14 protein-coding genes are annotated in these 16870 nt (G+C 65.5%); 6 read left to right on the top strand and 8 right to left on the bottom strand.

The window, feature by feature from the left end:
• Positions 1-61 precede the first annotated feature (61 nt).
• The 6 genes from HNH97_RS03880 to HNH97_RS03855 all read left to right on the top strand — a co-directional run bounded on the left by HNH97_RS03880 (position 62) and on the right by HNH97_RS03855 (position 8105).
• Positions 62-1582 (top strand): carboxypeptidase M32, encoded by a 1521-nt coding sequence (locus tag HNH97_RS03880; protein ID WP_171789939.1) that lies wholly within the window; start codon positions 62-64, stop codon positions 1580-1582.
• A gap of 68 nt (positions 1583-1650) precedes the next feature.
• Positions 1651-2805 (top strand): L-dopachrome tautomerase-related protein, encoded by a 1155-nt coding sequence (locus HNH97_RS03875; RefSeq protein WP_171789938.1) that lies wholly within the window; start codon positions 1651-1653, stop codon positions 2803-2805.
• 88 nt (positions 2806-2893) lie between these two features.
• Complete coding sequence (gene thrC, locus HNH97_RS03870; protein ID WP_171789951.1) at positions 2894-4291, top strand: threonine synthase; 1398 nt, start codon at positions 2894-2896, stop codon at positions 4289-4291.
• 84 nt (positions 4292-4375) lie between these two features.
• Positions 4376-5641: a M16 family metallopeptidase gene (locus HNH97_RS03865; protein WP_171789937.1), complete on the top strand. Its 1266-nt coding sequence runs from the start codon at positions 4376-4378 to the stop codon at positions 5639-5641.
• Positions 5638-6978, top strand: a complete 1341-nt coding sequence (locus HNH97_RS03860) for a TldD/PmbA family protein (protein WP_171789936.1) — start codon at positions 5638-5640, stop codon at positions 6976-6978. Before HNH97_RS03865 ends, HNH97_RS03860 begins: the two co-directional genes overlap by 4 nt.
• Before the next feature lie 137 nt (positions 6979-7115).
• Positions 7116-8105, top strand: coding sequence for a Tim44 domain-containing protein (locus HNH97_RS03855; RefSeq protein WP_171789935.1), 990 nt, complete (start codon positions 7116-7118; stop codon positions 8103-8105).
• A gap of 186 nt (positions 8106-8291) precedes the next feature.
• Here HNH97_RS03855 and HNH97_RS03850 read toward each other — a convergent pair whose 3' ends face one another.
• The 8 genes from HNH97_RS03850 to uvrB form a co-directional block, all read right to left on the bottom strand.
• Positions 8292-8432 (bottom strand): hypothetical protein, encoded by a 141-nt coding sequence (locus HNH97_RS03850; protein WP_171789934.1) that lies wholly within the window; start codon positions 8430-8432, stop codon positions 8292-8294.
• Between the two features lie 45 nt (positions 8433-8477).
• A complete protein-coding gene (gene cyoE / locus HNH97_RS03845; protein ID WP_171789933.1) occupies positions 8478-9425 on the bottom strand; it encodes a heme o synthase in 948 nt (315 codons plus the stop codon).
• Positions 9422-10825 (bottom strand): cbb3-type cytochrome c oxidase subunit I, encoded by a 1404-nt coding sequence (locus HNH97_RS03840; protein WP_171789932.1) that lies wholly within the window; start codon positions 10823-10825, stop codon positions 9422-9424. Before HNH97_RS03840 ends, cyoE begins: the two co-directional genes overlap by 4 nt.
• Positions 10826-11010: 185 nt before the next feature.
• A complete protein-coding gene (locus HNH97_RS03835) occupies positions 11011-11721 on the bottom strand; it encodes a class I SAM-dependent methyltransferase (RefSeq protein ID WP_171789931.1) in 711 nt (236 codons plus the stop codon).
• A gap of 241 nt (positions 11722-11962) precedes the next feature.
• Positions 11963-12961: a glutathione synthase gene (gene gshB / locus HNH97_RS03830; protein WP_171789930.1), complete on the bottom strand. Its 999-nt coding sequence runs from the start codon at positions 12959-12961 to the stop codon at positions 11963-11965.
• A 121-nt stretch (positions 12962-13082) separates the two neighbouring features.
• Positions 13083-13646 carry a transcription elongation factor GreB gene (greB, locus tag HNH97_RS03825; RefSeq protein ID WP_171789929.1) on the bottom strand — a complete coding sequence of 188 codons (564 nt, stop codon included), beginning with the start codon at positions 13644-13646 and terminating at the stop codon, positions 13083-13085.
• Positions 13640-14524 (bottom strand): aldose 1-epimerase, encoded by an 885-nt coding sequence (locus HNH97_RS03820; RefSeq protein WP_171789928.1) that lies wholly within the window; start codon positions 14522-14524, stop codon positions 13640-13642. Before HNH97_RS03820 ends, greB begins: the two co-directional genes overlap by 7 nt.
• 99 nt (positions 14525-14623) lie before the next feature.
• On the bottom strand, positions 14624-16861 hold the full coding sequence (gene uvrB / locus HNH97_RS03815; RefSeq protein WP_171789927.1) for an excinuclease ABC subunit UvrB: 2238 nt from the start codon (positions 16859-16861) through the stop codon (positions 14624-14626).
• Between the last annotated feature and the right edge of the window lie 9 nt (positions 16862-16870).

Below are 16870 nucleotides of genomic sequence, written 5' to 3'. Positions count from 1 at the left end.
GTCCGAGGCCGCCACGCTAGGGCGCAATTGATAACGACTCCTTTACGCCGGGAATTCCTCCATGCCTGACCCCGTGACCGCCCCCTCCGCACAGGATGCCTATGACACGCTGACCCGCCGCTTTGCGCGGATGGGGCATATCGCCAACGCTCTGGGCATTCTTGGCTGGGACAAGGATACGATGATGCCCCCGGGGGCCGCCGACAGCCGGGCCGAAAGCATCGCGACCCTGTCGGTCCTGCACCATGGCATCATGACCGGCCCGGACATGGCCGACCTTCTGGCGGCGGCGGCGGAACCTGCGGATACGTGGCAGGCGGCGAACCTGCGGGAGATGCGCAGGCTGCACGCCCACGCCATGGCCGTGCCCCCCGACCTGGTGGAGGCGGCGTCGCGCGCGGCGTCCCGGTGCGAGATGGCATGGCGCACTGCACGCCGCGACAGCGATTTCGCCAGCCTGCTGCCCTATCTGGGTGAAGTGCTGGAACGCACGCGCGAAGTCGCCCACGCCAAGGCGGCGGCACTTGGGCTTTCGCCCTATGACGCGCTGCTGGACCAGTATGACCCGGGCACGCGACAGGCGGATATCGACCCGGTGTTCGAACGCCTTGCCACCGAACTGCCGGGGCTGATTTCCGGTGCGCTGGAACACCAGCGCGCGCACCCTGCGCCAACCCTGCCGCGCGGGCCGTTCGCCACGACCGCACAGGCGACGCTGGGCCAGACCATGATGCGCACCGTGGGTTTCGACATGACGCGCGGGCGGCTGGATGTCAGCCTGCATCCCTTCTGCGGCGGGGCGGAAGATGACGTGCGCATCACCACGCGGTACGAGGATGATGATTTCCTCAATGCCCTGATGGGCGTGCTGCATGAAAGCGGGCATGCACTGTATGAACAGGGCCTGCCGCGCGCGTGGCATTCCCAACCCGTTGGTGCGGCACGGGGGATGAGCCTGCATGAAAGTCAGTCGCTGCTGATGGAAATGCAGGTCTGCCGCTCGGCGGAGTTCATGGCATGGGCGGCCCCGGTCATTGCCGGTGCGCTGGGCGGGGATGCGCAGGCTCCCGAATGGTCGGCCGATACGCTGCACCGGCAGGTCACGCGCGTGCATCCCGGTTTCATCCGCGTGGACGCGGACGAGGTCACTTATCCCGCCCATATCCTCGTGCGTTATGAAATGGAGACCGCGCTGATCAACGGGCGGATGGCGCTGCGCGACCTGCCGGCGGCGTTTAACGAACGCATCCATGCCCTACTGGGCCTGCGCGTGCCGGAGGACCGCCTTGGCTGCCTGCAGGACATCCACTGGCCTTCGGGGTCGTGGGGGTATTTCCCCACCTATACGCTTGGCGCGATGATCGCGGCGCAACTGCGCGAGGCGGCGCAGAAGGCGCATCCGGGCCTGATGGACGATATCGCGCGCGGGGACTTCTCCACTCTGCTGTCATGGCTGCGCACCCATGTCCATCACCGCGCCAGCAGTGCGTCGATGCGCGACATCGTACGCGACGCCACCGGCGCACCGCCGGGGCCGGAGGCCTACCTGCGGCACCTGCGCCATCGCTATTGCGGGGAATAGGCGCGCGGATAGCCGCCATCACGCGCGGCCCCTTGCCTTCGGGGGCGGTTCATGGCGACATGCGGACAATGTCCAGTCACGATTCCGTCCCGTCCCGCCCGTATCATCCCCGCCATGCGGGGGCCGCCATCGCCCTTGCGGGCGCACTGGCCCTAGCGCACGCATCCGGCGCGCACGCGGCCAAGCCCGCGCCGCCGCTGGACCCGTCCGCCCCGATGGAGGAAGTCGCCACCTCCACCACCGCGACGTGGGAGCGTGTCATCACCCTGCCTGACGGACGGCTGATCGCGCTGGCCCCGGCATGGACCGGCGTGAGGCAGGGCGGGCTTGTCATCCTCGCCCCCGGGCAGCAGCCTGTCCCCTATCCCGACGCAACGTGGAACGACCCCACGACACCCGCGACGCAGCGACTGGTTGCACCTGCGGACATCCAGTTGCAGGCGGACGGGACGCTGTGGGTGCTCGACAGCGGGATCGCCGCCGACGGGACGCGCGCACAGCCCAAGGTCGTGCGCATCGACGCCGCCAGCGGGCAGGTGAAGGGCACATGGGCGATCGACGCCGCCGCCCTGCGTCCCGACAGCCTCCTGTCCACGATGCGGGTGGGCAATGGCCATGCCTATATCGGTGACGAAGGGGTGCCCGCGCTGATTGTCGCAGACCTTGACGGCCAGGGGCAGCGGCGGCTGATGGAACATAACCCCGCGCTGACGGCGGGGCGGCCGATCCTTGGCCCCGACGGGCGCGTGATGCAGAACCAGTCGGGCCATACCGCCATCATCAATGTCAGCCAGATGGCCATCAGCCCGGATGAGAAATGGCTGTATTTCGAACCGCTCAGCGGCCCGATCTACAAGCTTGGCACCGATGTGCTGATCGACCCCAAGGTCACGCCCATCGAACTGGAGGACAGCCCCACGCTGTGGTACAAATCCCCCCCTTATGGCGGGATCGCCGTGGGGGCGGACGGGACGCTCTACCTCAATGACGTGTCCACCAGCAGCATCTTCCGCCTGACGCCCAGGCGGATCTATCAACGCATCGTGACCGACCCGCGCCTGCACTGGCCCGCGGGGTCCTATGTCACGCCGGACGGGATGCTGTATGTGCCTGCGGCACAGCTTGACCGCACGCCCGCGCTCGATGGCGGGAAGATGGAGGTGTCATGGCCGGTCCATGTCTACCGCATCAATGTCGCTGCCCTGCCCGAAGCGAAATTCTGACACACCCGCCGCAAAATCGTTCAGGATAGGGCAATCGAGTCCCACGCGCCCCTTCGCGCCGTGGGGAGATGGCATTATGATCGGACCCATGCGCTATATTTCTACCCGGGGACAAGCCCCTGTCCGCGATTTCTCGTCCGTGCTCCTGGCTGGCCTGGCCGAGGACGGTGGACTGTACCTGCCGGAAAGCTGGCCTGAATTCTCGCCCCAGCAGTGGCGTGACCTGCGTGGCCTGCCCTATCCGGAACTCGCCGCGCGCGTGATGGCGCCGTTCACTGCAGGCTCCATCGCACCCGACGTACTGGCGGGGCTGTGCCGCGACGCCTATGCCCATTTCGACCACGCCGCCATCGTGCCGCTGACGCAGGTGGAGGACGGGCTGTTCGTGCAGGAACTGTTCCACGGCCCGACGCTGGCGTTCAAGGACATGGCGATGCAGTTGCTTGGCCGCCTGTTCGACCATGTGCTGACGCAGCGGGGCGAGCATGTGACCATCGTCGGCGCGACCTCGGGCGATACCGGTTCCGCCGCGATCGAGGCGTGTCGCGGGCGCGAACGCCTGCGCGTGGTGATCCTCCACCCCGAGGGACGCACATCCGACGTGCAGCGCCGCCAGATGACGACCGTGCTGGAACCCAACGTCACCAACCTTGCGGTCCGGGGCACGTTCGACGACTGCCAGGACATGGTCAAGGCGATGTTCGCCGACACCGCGTTCCGCACCGACATGCACCTGTCTGCGGTCAATTCCATCAACTGGGCACGAATCGCGGCCCAGGTGCCGTATTACGTCTATTCCGCGCTGGCGCTGGGCGCGCCGGACCGGGAGGTGGCGTTCGCCGTGCCGACCGGCAATTTCGGCAACGTGCTGGCCGCGTGGGTTGCGCGCCAGATGGGGCTTCCGGTGCGCGCGCTGTGCGTGGGATCGAACCGCAACGACATCCTGTCGCGCTTCCTCAACGAAAACGACATGTCCATCCACGGCGTCGTGCCCAGCCTGTCGCCGTCGATGGATATCCAGGTGTCGTCGAATTTCGAACGTCTCCTGTTCGAACTGCTCGACCGTGACGCCGAAGCGTGCGCGCGCACGATGACGGAGTTCCGCAAAACCGGGCGCATGCATGTCCCCACGCCGGTATGGGACAGGGCCAATGCGCTGTTCCATGGCGTCGCACTTGATGATGACGCGACGGTGGCCGAAATCCGCCGCCTGCATGCAAAAAGCCAGTACATGGCCGACCCGCATACCGCGATCGGCATCGCCGCGGGGCGCGCATTCCGTGAACCGGGCATCCCCATGGTGGCGATGGCGACCGCGCACCCCGCCAAATTCCCCGACGCGATGGAAAAGGCGATCGGCATCCGTCCGGCCCTGCCCGATGCGCTCGCGGACCTGTTCGACCGTCCGGAGCGTTACGAGGTCGTGGCCGCCGACCTCGGCGCGATCGAGGACAAGGTGCGCGCTGCGGTGCTGAAGAATAGCTGACCCGCCGGTCGTCCCGCTTCCTTCCCTGATTTCTCCAACATGGCCCTGCCGGTCAGTGAACCCGGCCGGGCCTTCAGGATCCGAATGACTGACCTCATCAATGTTACCCGCCTGCCTTCCGGGCTGACCGTTGTCACCGAACGGATGGAGCGTGTCGAAACCGCCTCCTTCGGGGCGTATGTCGCCGCCGGCACCTGCAACGAGGACGCGAGCGAGAACGGGGTTTCCCACTTCCTCGAACACATGGCGTTCAAGGGCACGGCGACACGCACGGCAGCGGGCATCGCGGAAGAGATCGAGAATGTCGGCGGCCACATCAACGCCTACACCGCGCGCGAACACACCGCCTATTACGTCAAGCTGCTCAAGGAAGACCTGCCGCTTGGCGTGGACATCATCGGCGACATCCTGACCCACAGCAGCTTTGCCCCGGATGAGCTGGAGCGCGAACGCGGCGTGATCCTGCAGGAAATCGGACAGGCCAACGACACGCCCGACGACATCGTGTTCGACCATTTCCAGGAAACCGCCTTCCCCAACCAGCCAATGGGCCGTCCCACGCTGGGCACGGAGGCCGGTATCCGGGAGATGAGCCGCGAGACGCTGATGACCTACATGCGCACGCATTACACCGCGCGCAACACCATCATCGCGGCGGCGGGCAACCTGCATCACCATCATGTGGTGGAAATGGTGGAGCAGCATTTCCGTGACCTGCCGCAGACGGCCATCCCGCCGCGCCCCGGCGTAAGCTATGTCGGGGGCGAGTTCGCGCAGCAGCGTGACCTCGACCAGGCGCATATCGTGCTGGGCTTCCCGTCGGTCGGGTACGGCGATCCCGACTATTATCCGGCCCTGCTGCTGTCCACGCTGCTGGGTGGTGGCATGTCGTCGCGCCTGTTCCAGGAAATCCGTGAAAAGCGCGGCCTGGTCTATTCCGTCTATTCCTTCAACGCCCCCTTCCGTCAGGGCGGGCTGTTCGGGATTTACGCGGGCACCGGCGAATCCCAGGTCGCGGACCTGATCCCGGTCACGCTGGAGGAACTGCGCAAGGTGCAGGGACAGGTGGCGCAGAACGAACTTGACCGCGCCCGCGCGCAGTTGAAATCCTCGCTGCTGATGTCACTGGAAAGCACCGGCAGCCGGTGTGAGCAACTGGCGCGGCAGTTGCAGATCTTCGACCGCCTGATCCCCACCCATGAAACGGTAAAGCGGATCGACGCCGTCACCATCGCCGATGTGCAGCGCGTGGCCGCCCGCGTCTTCCACGGCACCCCCACCCTGACATCGCTGGGGCCGGTCAGGCACATGCCCCACGTCGCCACAGTTGCGGAGATCCTCGCCCGATGACACCGGAACCGCTCGACCTCATTTCGACCCTGCTCAACCAGGCGCGCGCCGCCGGCGCGGATGCGGCCGATGCGGTTTACATCACCCGGGTCGCCCATGCGGCACAGGTGCGCAATGGCATGGCGGAGGAACTGGAACGTTCCGAAACCTGCGACCTTGGCCTGCGGGTGTTCGTCGGCCACCGTTCGGCCATCGTGTCGGCCACCAGCCTTGATCCCGCGCGCTTCGACCCACTGGTGACCCAGGCGCTGGCGATGGCGCGCGTCGTGCCGGAGGACCGGTTCGCCGGCCTGTGCGACCAGGCCGTCCATGGCCATGTCGATGCGGCGGGACTGGACCTTCTGGACACGGCGGAGCCTTCCACCGCCGACCTGATCGAACGCGCCCGCACGGCGGAAGCCGCCGCCCTTGCCATCAGGGGGGTCAGCAACACCAACGGCGCCTCCGCCAGCGCGGGTCGCATGGATATCCTCCTGATGACCTCGGCGGGCTTCTCCGGCGCGTATGCACGCAGCAGCCATTCCATCTCCGCCAGTGTTGTGGCGGGACAGGGCACGGGGATGCAGCGCGACTACGATTACCATTCGGCGGTGCACCTGTCGGATCTGGAGGACGCGGCCACCATCGGGCGGCATGCGGGCGAACGCACGGTCGCGCGCCTCAACCCCGTCCGGCCACGCACGGGGCGGATGCCCATCGTGCTGGACCCGCGCATTTCCACTAGCCTGCTGAGCCATCTCTCTGGCGCGGTGAACGGCATTTCCATCGCCCGGGGCACCTCGTTCCTCAAGGAGCGGATGGGCCAGCGGATCATGGATGCGGGCATCACCATCATTGCCGATCCCCTGCGTGTGCGGGGACTGGGCGCGCACCCGTTCGATGGCGAAGGCGTGCGGACGCAACCGTTGACGATCGTCAAGGACGGGGTGCTGCAGACATGGGCGCTCGATGCGCGCAGCGCGCGGCAGCTTGGGCTGGTGTCCAATGGCTGCGCCAGTCGGGGGGCGTCGTCGCCGCCTTCGCCCTCGCTGGGGAGCCTGTACATGCAGCCAGGTGCGGTCACGCCGCAGGAGCTGATGGCGGATATTGGCGAAGGCATCTATGTCACCGAACTGATGGGATCGGCCATCAACGGCATCACCGGCGATTACAGCCGTGGGGCCGCCGGGTTCATGATCCGTGACGGGCAACTGGCGGAGCCTGTGGCGGAACTGACGGTGGCGGGCAACCTTGTGGACATGTTCGCCCGCATGCAACCCGCCAGTGACCTGCAGTTCCGCCGCGTCACCAACGCGCCGACCGTGCGGATTGATGACATGATGATTGCGGGCGCATGAATTGTGCGACAGGGGACACGATAATGTCCCCTGCCCCCTGTTTATCGACGGATTAAACCCCATATTGAAATAAACCACGGTTCCGTCGGCAGTCGTCGGGATCGCCTTATCGCAGGATACCAGATACCCTGACGCAGATGAAACAGACCCATTCGCGACCGATGCTCCGTAAACGCATCATCCTGAGCCTGAGCGCCGCGCTGGCGGCCCTTCCCCTGCTTGTCCATCCGGTGGCCGCCGATGCGCGCGCCGGGGGCGGCATGTCGATGGGCAGCAGGGGGTCGCGTACCTACTCCGCGCCGCCCCGCACGGCCACGGCCCCCTATGGCGCAACCCCGTTCCAGCAGACCATGACCCCGCGCAGCAGCCCCTCGGCGCCCTATGGCGCGGCCACGCGCATGCCCTACGGCGCGGGCGCCGCGGCGATGATGGGGCGGCCCCGCCATCCCTTCCTCACCGGCTTTGCCGGCGGACTGCTTGGCGCGGGCCTGTTCGGCATGGTCTTCGGACATGGCATGTTCGGCAGCGGCATGGGCGGTAGCGGGATCCTCGGCCTGCTGATCCAGCTTCTGCTGGTCTTCTTCGTGGTCCGGTGGCTGATCCGCCGCTTTTCGGGACAGGGGGGCAGCACATCCTCCGGCCTGCCGGGACTGTCCGGCCTGACCGGGGGTGGCGCTGCCGCCCCGCCGCAGCAACCTGCGGGCGCAGGCACACAGCAGCTTGTGCTGACGGCTGCCGACTATCAGGCGTTCCAGCAGGCGCTGATCAATATCCAGACCGCGTGGAGCCAGCAGAACCTTGGCGCGCTGCAGCACATGGCCACGCCGGAGATGGTCAATTACTTCAGCCGCCAGTTGACCGCCCTCGCCAGCCGTGGCGCACGCAATGTCGTGTCGGACGTGCGGTTTGAAAATGGCGACCTGACGGAAAGCTGGCAGGAAGGCGGCATGGATTTCGCCACGGTGGCCATGCGGTATTCCCTGATCGACATGACCACCGACACGATGGGCCATGTCATCGACGGCAGTTCGACCGAACGCCAGACAGTGACGGAACTGTGGACGTTCGAACGCAGTTCACGCGGCGGGATGTGGCTGCTGTCCGCCATCCAGCAGACGGCACGCTGATCCGCACATAACAAAAGAAGAAGGGTGGCCCGGCATATGTCGGACCACCCTTTTTTTATGGGCTGGTTCTGGCAACCTCATGAAGAATGAATAAGAGTTTTTGGATGCCGCCTTTTTCCAAAAAGGCGGCATCTTTTGAAGCTTTTTGAAAAAAGCTTCACCAAAAACTTCTTGTCGGTTTTCGGATCAGATCCGAACGAGGCTCAGCACATACAGGATCGTCGCCAGCGCCCCCAGCGTCAGGGCCACGCCATAGATACGGCCCTTGTGCCGACGGGCATATTCCTCGGCCGGGGTACGCGCCACAGGGGCGTTATCCGATGACATTGCAATATCCCTTCTTGGATAAAGGCACACGCGGCAGGCCGCCCATCACTGCATGATGAGGAAATGGTCCGCCAGCATGCCGCAGAACAGCAGGAACAGGTAAGCCAGTGAATACCGGAACGCCTTGCGCGCGGGCAGGTCACCCGTCTGGCTGACGCCCTGCGCATCCTGACGGTCCCGCAGGACGCCGATCGCGCGATAGATGAAGCCCAGCCCAAGGACAGTCGCCGTCAGCGTATAGAGCCACCCGGCAAGGTGCATTGCGGAGGGCACCAGCGTCACCGCCATCAGGATGATGGTGTACCACAGGATCTGCCACCGCGTATGCCGCGCGCCACGCACGACCGGCAGCATGGGAATCCCCGCCCGTCCGTAATCCTTGCACGCATAAAGCGACAGCGACCAGAAATGCGGCGGCGTCCACAGGAAGATAATGCCGAACATGACAATCGGCAGCACCGTCAGCGACCCGGTCGCCGCGGCCCAGCCAATCATCGGCGGGAACGCACCTGCCGCGCCACCGATGACGATGTTCTGCGGCGTGGAACGTTTCAGCCACATCGTATAGACGACGGCATAGAAGAAGATCGAAAACGCAAGGATCCCGGCAGCCAGCGCATTCGTCGCCAGCCACATCAGGATGACCGACGCCACCGACAGGCCGATGCCAAAGCCCAGGACTTCATCAGGGCGCATGCGGCCGTCGGGAATGGGACGCGTGGCCGTGCGTTTCATCACCGCGTCGATATCGCGGTCGTACCACATGTTGATCGCACCCGCCGCACCCGACGCCATGCAGATGCACAGGATGCTGATGGCCGCGATCACGGGGTTCAGGTGTCCCGGCGCCATGGCGAGGCCCGCCGCCCCGGTAAAGACCACAAGGGAAATTACCCGGGGCTTGAGCAGCACGAACCAGTCGCGCGCCTGCGTCCCGACAACCGAAACCGGATAGGCCGGGTTTTCCGAAGCCGATGCGACCGAACCACTCATGCCCCGTTCCCCCTGTCCATGCTGACGGGCGACGGCAGCGTCCATTCCAGCGTCCGCGCGCCCTCACCCCAGTAATTGGCGGCAATATGCCCACGCCCGCGCATGCAGGTCGCGGCGACCACCCCGGCGAACACCACGATGGATGCCCCCATCAGCATTGCGCCTGCCACGGCGAGCGTCCCCTGATGCGCCATCAGCGACACAATGGTGCCCGCCGCCGTCAGGATGAAATGGACCTGCCCGGCAAGGCGCGGCGCGACATGGCCGCTCATCTTGCCCACCCAGTAATAGAAACCGGCAAAGGTGGCGAACACGGCGGCAAAGACGGTGGCCGCATGCACGTCGCCCATCCCGCCGGGCAGGAGCGACATCACACCCCCCGCCACCAGCAGCACGGCGCAACCCGCCGCCCATGCCATCGGCAGGCTGGAACGCACATGTCCCGCCAGCACCGTCGCCGCCCATGCGCCCAGCACCATGACGACAGGGGCCAGGATCACCAGCAGTTCGGCAACGGCATGATATCCATCGGACGCGCCCAGCCCGCCATTGAACAGGTCATGCGTCCAGACGGCGCCACCACCCACCGACATGACCGTCAGCGCCCCCACCACCTGCATGCGCCCACGCAGGGGCACGCCACAGAACGTCTCCACCACCTGACTGACGATCCCGATGGAAGGCAGCAGCAGCAGCGCCATTTCCGGCCCGGCAAAGGCACGCAGCACGGTGTCGAGATGCGCAAAGACATCGCCCCCGTCCAGTGCAATGCGCGTCAGCGCACCGGCCAGCACGGGCACGACCATGACCAGCATCATCGCGGTGAGCGCCTGCGCCCACACGAACACCGGCATATCCCGCAGGCGCATGTCCGGCGCGCGCATGTTCAGGACGGACGCCACCATGTTGATCGCCATCCCCAGCATGCCCACGCACCACAGCAGCAGGGCCGCAATCGAAATGGCGGGTGCCGTCACGACCGACAGGCCCAGCAGCGCGAGGATGAAACTGCCGGCGACGGCAAGCCAGCACATGGTATTGAGACGGGGGAACGCCATGTCCCGCGCCCCGGTCAGCAACGGCACGAACCAGTTGCCGAACCCGCCGAACAGGGCCGGCAGCGCGCAGAAGAAGACCATCATCATGCCATGGCGGGTGGCGATGCGTTCCCACATGCCATCGGCGTCGCCCCCGCCCCAGTTTGCCAGCAGGTCATGCGGCAGCAGGCCCGCCTGCAGCGCGACGGCAAGCATGCCGCCCACCGCCCCGGCCACGACGGCAAGGGACAGATACAGGGTTCCAACGTGACGGTGAGCGCCCGAACCCGCCCGCGCCCCGGCGGCCCCGGTGGGCGAACCGGCGCCCGCACCATCGATCCGATCCTGACCGACTGTTGGCATATGTATCTACTCCCCTTGTGACGCGAGGATTGCGCCACAGCCCTGATATAGCATTTCAGGCGGCAATATATCCCGGCATATCCGTAAAAACGACCCCGTGAGCAGCCCTGTCGGTCGCGGGAATGTCATTACAGCCCTGCCGTCAGGACAGGGCTGCGCATGGATCGTGCCGGATACGGGTGGCTTCAGGCCACCAGCGACTCACTGCTGTCGTCCAGCCGGTCGAGCGTCACCAGCGTGAACAGGCCCGCAGGCGGCACCGGGCGGATGACCGCACGGGCCAGGTCCTCTGGCGGGAGCAGCCCCTCGATCGCGAAATCCGGATGCCACCCCAGCGAGCGCGAGGCCCGCGCCATGCCGCGCTCGACCGCAAGGCGCACACCGCCGGTTGCAAGGAAATGGTTGACGAACAGGATGTGCCCGCCCGGCTTGACCACGCGCTTGAGTTCGCCCAGCAGGCGGCGCGGATGCGGCACGACGGAGGCCACGAACATCGCCACGGCGATATCAAACGATGCGTCGGGGAATTTCGTCTCCTCCGCATCCATTTCCAGCAGCGCATCAACATTCGACAGGTGCAGTTTCTTCACACGCTGCCGCGCGCGTTCCAGCATGTCTTCGGACAGGTCGATGCCGGTGATCTGCTTGTCACGGCGGTAATAGGGCAGCGCAAGGCCGGTGCCGACCCCGACCTCCAGCACCTTTTTCCCCGGCAGGGCGTTCACAGCCTCCACCGCGCGCTTGCGCGCAAGGGCGGAGATCCCCCCGAACAGGGCGTCATACACCGCGGCCCACCGGCGGTAGGCCACCTTGACCGCATCGGCGTCAAGGGCAGAACGCGGAGAGGGAATCTCGACCACCTTTTCGGCGGTGGAATCACGCAGAACGTCACTCATCAGATGGTACCTGCCCCTTCGATGCAAACCGTCTTCAGGGTCCGGCCCTGCCGTTGCGCGTCTGGCATAATCAAACCTGTCCCGTTCTGCTGCATTAGATTCCCATTATGTATCCCGGGACGCCGCCCGGAATATTCCCTGTGCAATGACGCCAGATGGCATACGTCACGGCGATGGCCCGCAACGGCATAACATTTTCATACGCCCGCCGATACGGCCCCGTCCGCATTCCCGTTTCACCTCATCCCCTGCCGCCAAGGCGGGCGATGATGCAGTCCCACAGCATGGACGCGGTGTTGACGCCATCGAAACGGTCGATTTCCTGCAACCCCGTGGGCGAAGTCACATTGATTTCCGTCAACCAGTCGCCAATCACGTCGATGCCGACGAAAATCAGCCCATGTTCACGCAGGAACGGACCGATCGCGGCACAAATTTCGTGATCCCGCGGCGTCAGGGTGGCTTTGACCGCCCGCCCGCCGACATGCATGTTCGAACGTGCCTCCCCTTCGGCCGGGACACGGTCGATCGCGCCGATCGGGTGCCCGTCCGCCAGGATGATCCGCTTGTCCCCCTGCCGCACGGCGGGTTCATAGCGCTGGATCATCAATGGCTCGCGTGAGCGGGCGAAGTGCATCTCCAGCAGGGAATTGAGGTTGGGGTCGTCCTCGCGGATGCGAAAGACGCCCGCGCCGCCATTGCCGAACAGCGGCTTGACGATGATGTCACGCCACCTGGCGCGGAAATCGCGGATGGCGCGCACATCCCACGTTACCAGCGTGGGCGGCATCAGGTCGGGATAATGCGTCACCAGCAGCTTTTCTGGCGCATTGCGCACGGATACGGGATCATTGACCACCAGCGCACGCCCCGGACCCACGCCATGGACATGCTCAAGCATATGGGTCGCGGTGATGTAGGCCATGTCAAAGGGCGGGTCCTGGCGCATCAGGATCACGTCCATGCTGCCGAGGTCGAGGACATGCTCCTCCCCATAGGTCGCATGTGCGCCCGCGACGCGCTGCACCTGCACGCGGCGCGCCCGCGCGACAAGCCGTTCAAGCCGCGTCCCCTCCGGCGAGATGCGTCCCTCGCTCAGACTCATCGTCTCCACCTGGTAGACATGGAGTTCGTAGCCCCGGGCCTGCGCCTCCAGCATCAGGGCGAAGGTCGAATCGCCGTTGATGTCTATGGCACCAAGCGGATCCATCTGGACCGCTATTTTCAGTGGGCGCGACATGGGTGGGCCTCCGGACGGGCTACGGGACGGATACTCCGACCGTGTAATAATACGAAATAACGTTCTTGAAAAACGTCATAATGTGTAAGCCCCGCCACAGCCAGCGGCAACGGCCGGTTTTTCATGCCCGCCCGCCTGTCGCGGGCGGATAGGAAATGGCCATGACCTCCAGCATTTCATCGCCGCGTGGCGTCACAAGCCGCACCTCGTCCCCCACGCGCGCGCGCATCAGGGCACGCGCGACGGGGGAGACGAGGCTGATTTCCCCGCGCACCGTATCCGCCTCGTCCACGCCCAGGATGGTAACGACGCGCGTTTCGTCACGTTCGGTAGCATAGGTAACGGTCGCGCCGAAAAAGACCTGATCGCGCCGGGGCTGTTGCGCGGGGTCCACGATGATCGCCTTTTCGATGCGCTTCGTCAGGAAACGCACCCTGCGGTCAATCTCGCGCAGACGCTTCTTGCCATACAGGTAATCGCCATTTTCGGACCGGTCGCCATTGCCCGCCGCCCATGACACGATCTCGACAATGCGGGGACGCTCGTCACGCATGAGGATATTGAGTTCACCGCGCAGCGCATCCATCCCGGCAGGCGAGATATAACGCGCAAGTTCGCTCCCCTGCCCGCTGCTCCCTTGGCCGCCGCTTCCCTGGCCGCCCTTCGCGGGCGGGCGCGTCAGCATGTGGCGACGGTCATGCGCACATGTCCCTCCAGCTTGCCGCCGGGGGGCAGTACATGCACGCCGCCATCCTCCACGCCGGGGCGGTTGAACGCGTCATTCATGTTGGAGGCAGGCTCCACCGCGATGAAAGGCTGGCCCGGCGGGGTATAGAGGACAAGGTGGCGGAAGATGTCGCTCGCCTCCATCGTCAGGGACATGCCAAGGCGTGGCCAGCGCAGGAACGCGCTGCGCGACCACCCGGCATAGCAGTTGTCGATGACGGTTTCGCCCACGTCGCGCATCTTCTCGAACGACCAGTCGCCCTGCGCCGGGATGCGCAGCGACGGCAGGTGGTCATCGTCGCTGGTCCAGACGGACTGCGCCGAAAATCCCAGCCGCAGGCCGTTATGGCGCGGGAAGTAGGGATGGAAGCCCAGCCCCACCGGCTGGTCACGTGTATCGGTATTTTCGATCATCATGCCGATCGACAGGCCACATTCGCGCAGGTCGAAACGCAGCAGCGCGCGATAGGCGAACGGCCATTGCCCGACCGGGTCACCGGGCGGTTCATGGTCGAGTTCCAGCGTCGCGCTGTCATCGGCCAGCAGGTCAAGCCGCCAGCGCCGTTCCCAGCCATTGCCATGCAGGACATTGTCCTCGCCCACGAAATTGCGGTCCAGCCGGTACTCCTGCCCCTCGAAGCTGAAGCGGCCATGGGCGATGCGGTTTGAAAACGGCACGAGGGGATATCCCCCCACCGCGCGCCCGCGCTGCGCCACAAGGTGCGGGTCCGCCACCGGATGAAAGAACGACATGCCACCGCGCCGCCAGTAGGCGATCGCCCCGCCCACATCGGGCAGCAGCCCCAGACGTGCCTCGCCCGCCTTCAGTTCGATCATTCCGGCTCCCCTTCGTGCTGCGATCCGGAATGATCCTGCCCGTTTTTGGCGCGCACGAAAAGCCATGGCCCCGCCCGCGCCCGCTGACGCCGTGCGGGATCAGCGCCCCCTGCGACGCCCCCCGCCACGTTTCGCGTCGGGATCGTAGCCTCCGCCACCGGGGCCGAGCGGCTGTGGCGTGCGGCTGCGCCGGGCGTCGGCGCGGGCGTTGCTGCCCGCGCGCCCGGCCATGGACTGAGCGATGGGCGGTGGCTCCAGCCCGAGTTCCAGCGCCTCAAGCCTGCGGATCTCGTCACGCAGGCGTGCCGCCGTCTCGAACTCGAGGTCGGCGGACGCCGCGCGCATGCGTTTTTCAAGGTCGGCAATCGCACCCTTGAGGTCCTTGCCGACCATTTCCTTGATGTCCCCCTCCGGCGTGGGGGCCACGGTCACGTAATCCTGCTCGAAGACGGAGGACAGGACCTCGCCGATATGCTTGCGCACCGAACGCGGGGTGATGCCGTGTTCCTCGTTCCACAGGGTCTGCTTTTCACGCCTGCGCGCCGTCTCCTCGATGGCGTAGGCAAGGCTGTCGGTCATCTTGTCCGCATACAGCAGCACCCGCCCGTCCACGTTGCGCGCGGCGCGGCCGATCGTCTGGATCAGCGAGGTGCGCGAACGCAGGAACCCTTCCTTGTCCGCATCAAGGATGGCGACGAGCGAACATTCGGGGATATCCAGCCCCTCTCGCAGCAGGTTGATGCCGATCAGCACGTCGAACGCCCCGAGGCGCAGGTCACGGATGATCTCGATCCGCTCCAGCGTATCGACGTCGGAATGCAGGTAGCGCACCTTGATCCCGGCCTCGTTCATGTATTCGGTCAGGTCCTCGGCCATGCGCTTGGTCAGGGTCGTCACCAGCACGCGGCCGCCATCGGCAATCGCCTGCCGGCATTCCGCCAGCAGGTCGTCCACCTGATGGGCGACGGGCCGCATGTCGGTCACCGGGTCGATCAGGCCGGTCGGGCGGATCACCTGTTCGGCGAACACGCCGCCCGTGCGCTGCAGTTCCCACGGGCCGGGGGTTGCGCTGACGAAGATGCTCTGCGGGCGGAAGGCATCCCATTCGCCGAATTTCAGCGGCCGGTTATCAAGGCACGACGGCAGGCGGAAGCCGAATTCCGCCAGCACCGACTTGCGCGCGAAATCGCCCCGTTCCATGCCGCCGATCTGCGGCACGGTCACATGGCTTTCATCGACGATCAGCAGCGCGTCCTCGGGCAGGTATTCGAACAGGGTCGGCGGCGGCTCCCCCGGCTTGCGCCCCGACAGGTAGCGTGAATAGTTCTCGATCCCCTTGCACACGCCGGTCGTCTCGATCATCTCGAGGTCGAAGGTCGTGCGCTGCTGCAACCGCTCCGCCTCCAGCAGCTTGCCTTCCTTCGTCAGGTGTTCAAGCTGCGTGCGCAGTTCGGCCTTGATGCCCGTGACCGCCTGGTTGAGCGTCGGGCGCGGCGTGACGTAATGGCTGTTGGCGTAAATGCTGACTTCCTGCAGGTCGGCGGTCTTGTCGCCGGTCAGGGGATCGAACTCGATGATCTCGTCGATCTCGTCGCCAAACAGGGTGACGCGCCAGGCCCGGTCCTCGTTCTGGACGGGGAAGATGTCCACGCTTTCGCCGCGCACGCGGAAGGTGCCGCGCTGGAATCCTGCGTCATTGCGGCGGTACTGCAGTTCCACCAGCGCCTTGACCAACTGGTCACGGTCGATCGAGCCGCCACTTTCCAGCCGCACGACCATGCGCGAATAGGTCTCGACCGAGCCGATACCATAGATGCACGAGACCGAGGCGACGATGATGACATCGTTGCGCTCCAGCAGCGCCTGCGTTGCGGCATGGCGCATGCGGTCGATCTGCTCGTTGATCTGGCTGTCTTTTTCAATATAGGTGTCGGAGCGCGGGACATACGCTTCGGGCTGGTAGTAATCGTAGTAGCTGACGAAATATTCCACCGCGTTATCGGGGAAGAATTCCTTCATCTCCGCATAAAGCTGCGCGGCCAGCGTCTTGTTCGGCGCGAGGACAAGGGTCGGCTTCTGCGTCGCCTCGATCACCTTGGCCATGGTGAAGGTCTTGCCCGACCCGGTCACCCCAAGCAGGACCTGATCGCGCTCCCCCGCCTCCACACCGGCGACGAGTTCACCGATCGCCGTGGGCTGGTCGCCCGCCGGTTCATAGGGGGAGTGGATCTTGAACTGCCGGGTCTTGGGCTTGGCGGGCTGCCGTTCGGGCTGGAAGGTGACCGGGGGTTCGATCCGGTCGGTAATGCGTTTTTTCTTGCGCGGTGCTGCTGCCATGATGTGTTG

It is taken from the genome of Gluconacetobacter entanii, from assembly GCF_013155425.1.
Taxonomy (GTDB): Bacteria; Pseudomonadota; Alphaproteobacteria; order Acetobacterales; family Acetobacteraceae; genus Novacetimonas; species Novacetimonas entanii.
This window is presented reverse-complemented; position numbering and strand designations above follow the sequence as displayed.

Coding starts and splice junctions, on each gene's coding strand:
- HNH97_RS03880 (WP_171789939.1), top strand. CDS start 62: ATGCCTGACCCCGTGACCGCCCCCTCCGCACAGGATGCCTATGACACG.
- HNH97_RS03875 (WP_171789938.1), top strand. CDS start 1,651: ATGTCCAGTCACGATTCCGTCCCGTCCCGCCCGTATCATCCCCGCCAT.
- thrC (WP_171789951.1), top strand. CDS start 2,894: ATGCGCTATATTTCTACCCGGGGACAAGCCCCTGTCCGCGATTTCTCG.
- HNH97_RS03865 (WP_171789937.1), top strand. CDS start 4,376: ATGACTGACCTCATCAATGTTACCCGCCTGCCTTCCGGGCTGACCGTT.
- HNH97_RS03860 (WP_171789936.1), top strand. CDS start 5,638: ATGACACCGGAACCGCTCGACCTCATTTCGACCCTGCTCAACCAGGCG.
- HNH97_RS03855 (WP_171789935.1), top strand. CDS start 7,116: ATGAAACAGACCCATTCGCGACCGATGCTCCGTAAACGCATCATCCTG.
- HNH97_RS03850 (WP_171789934.1), bottom strand. CDS start 8,432: ATGTCATCGGATAACGCCCCTGTGGCGCGTACCCCGGCCGAGGAATAT.
- cyoE (WP_171789933.1), bottom strand. CDS start 9,425: ATGAGTGGTTCGGTCGCATCGGCTTCGGAAAACCCGGCCTATCCGGTT.
- HNH97_RS03840 (WP_171789932.1), bottom strand. CDS start 10,825: ATGCCAACAGTCGGTCAGGATCGGATCGATGGTGCGGGCGCCGGTTCG.
- HNH97_RS03835 (WP_171789931.1), bottom strand. CDS start 11,721: ATGAGTGACGTTCTGCGTGATTCCACCGCCGAAAAGGTGGTCGAGATT.
- gshB (WP_171789930.1), bottom strand. CDS start 12,961: ATGTCGCGCCCACTGAAAATAGCGGTCCAGATGGATCCGCTTGGTGCC.
- greB (WP_171789929.1), bottom strand. CDS start 13,646: ATGCTGACGCGCCCGCCCGCGAAGGGCGGCCAGGGAAGCGGCGGCCAA.
- HNH97_RS03820 (WP_171789928.1), bottom strand. CDS start 14,524: ATGATCGAACTGAAGGCGGGCGAGGCACGTCTGGGGCTGCTGCCCGAT.
- uvrB (WP_171789927.1), bottom strand. CDS start 16,861: ATGGCAGCAGCACCGCGCAAGAAAAAACGCATTACCGACCGGATCGAA.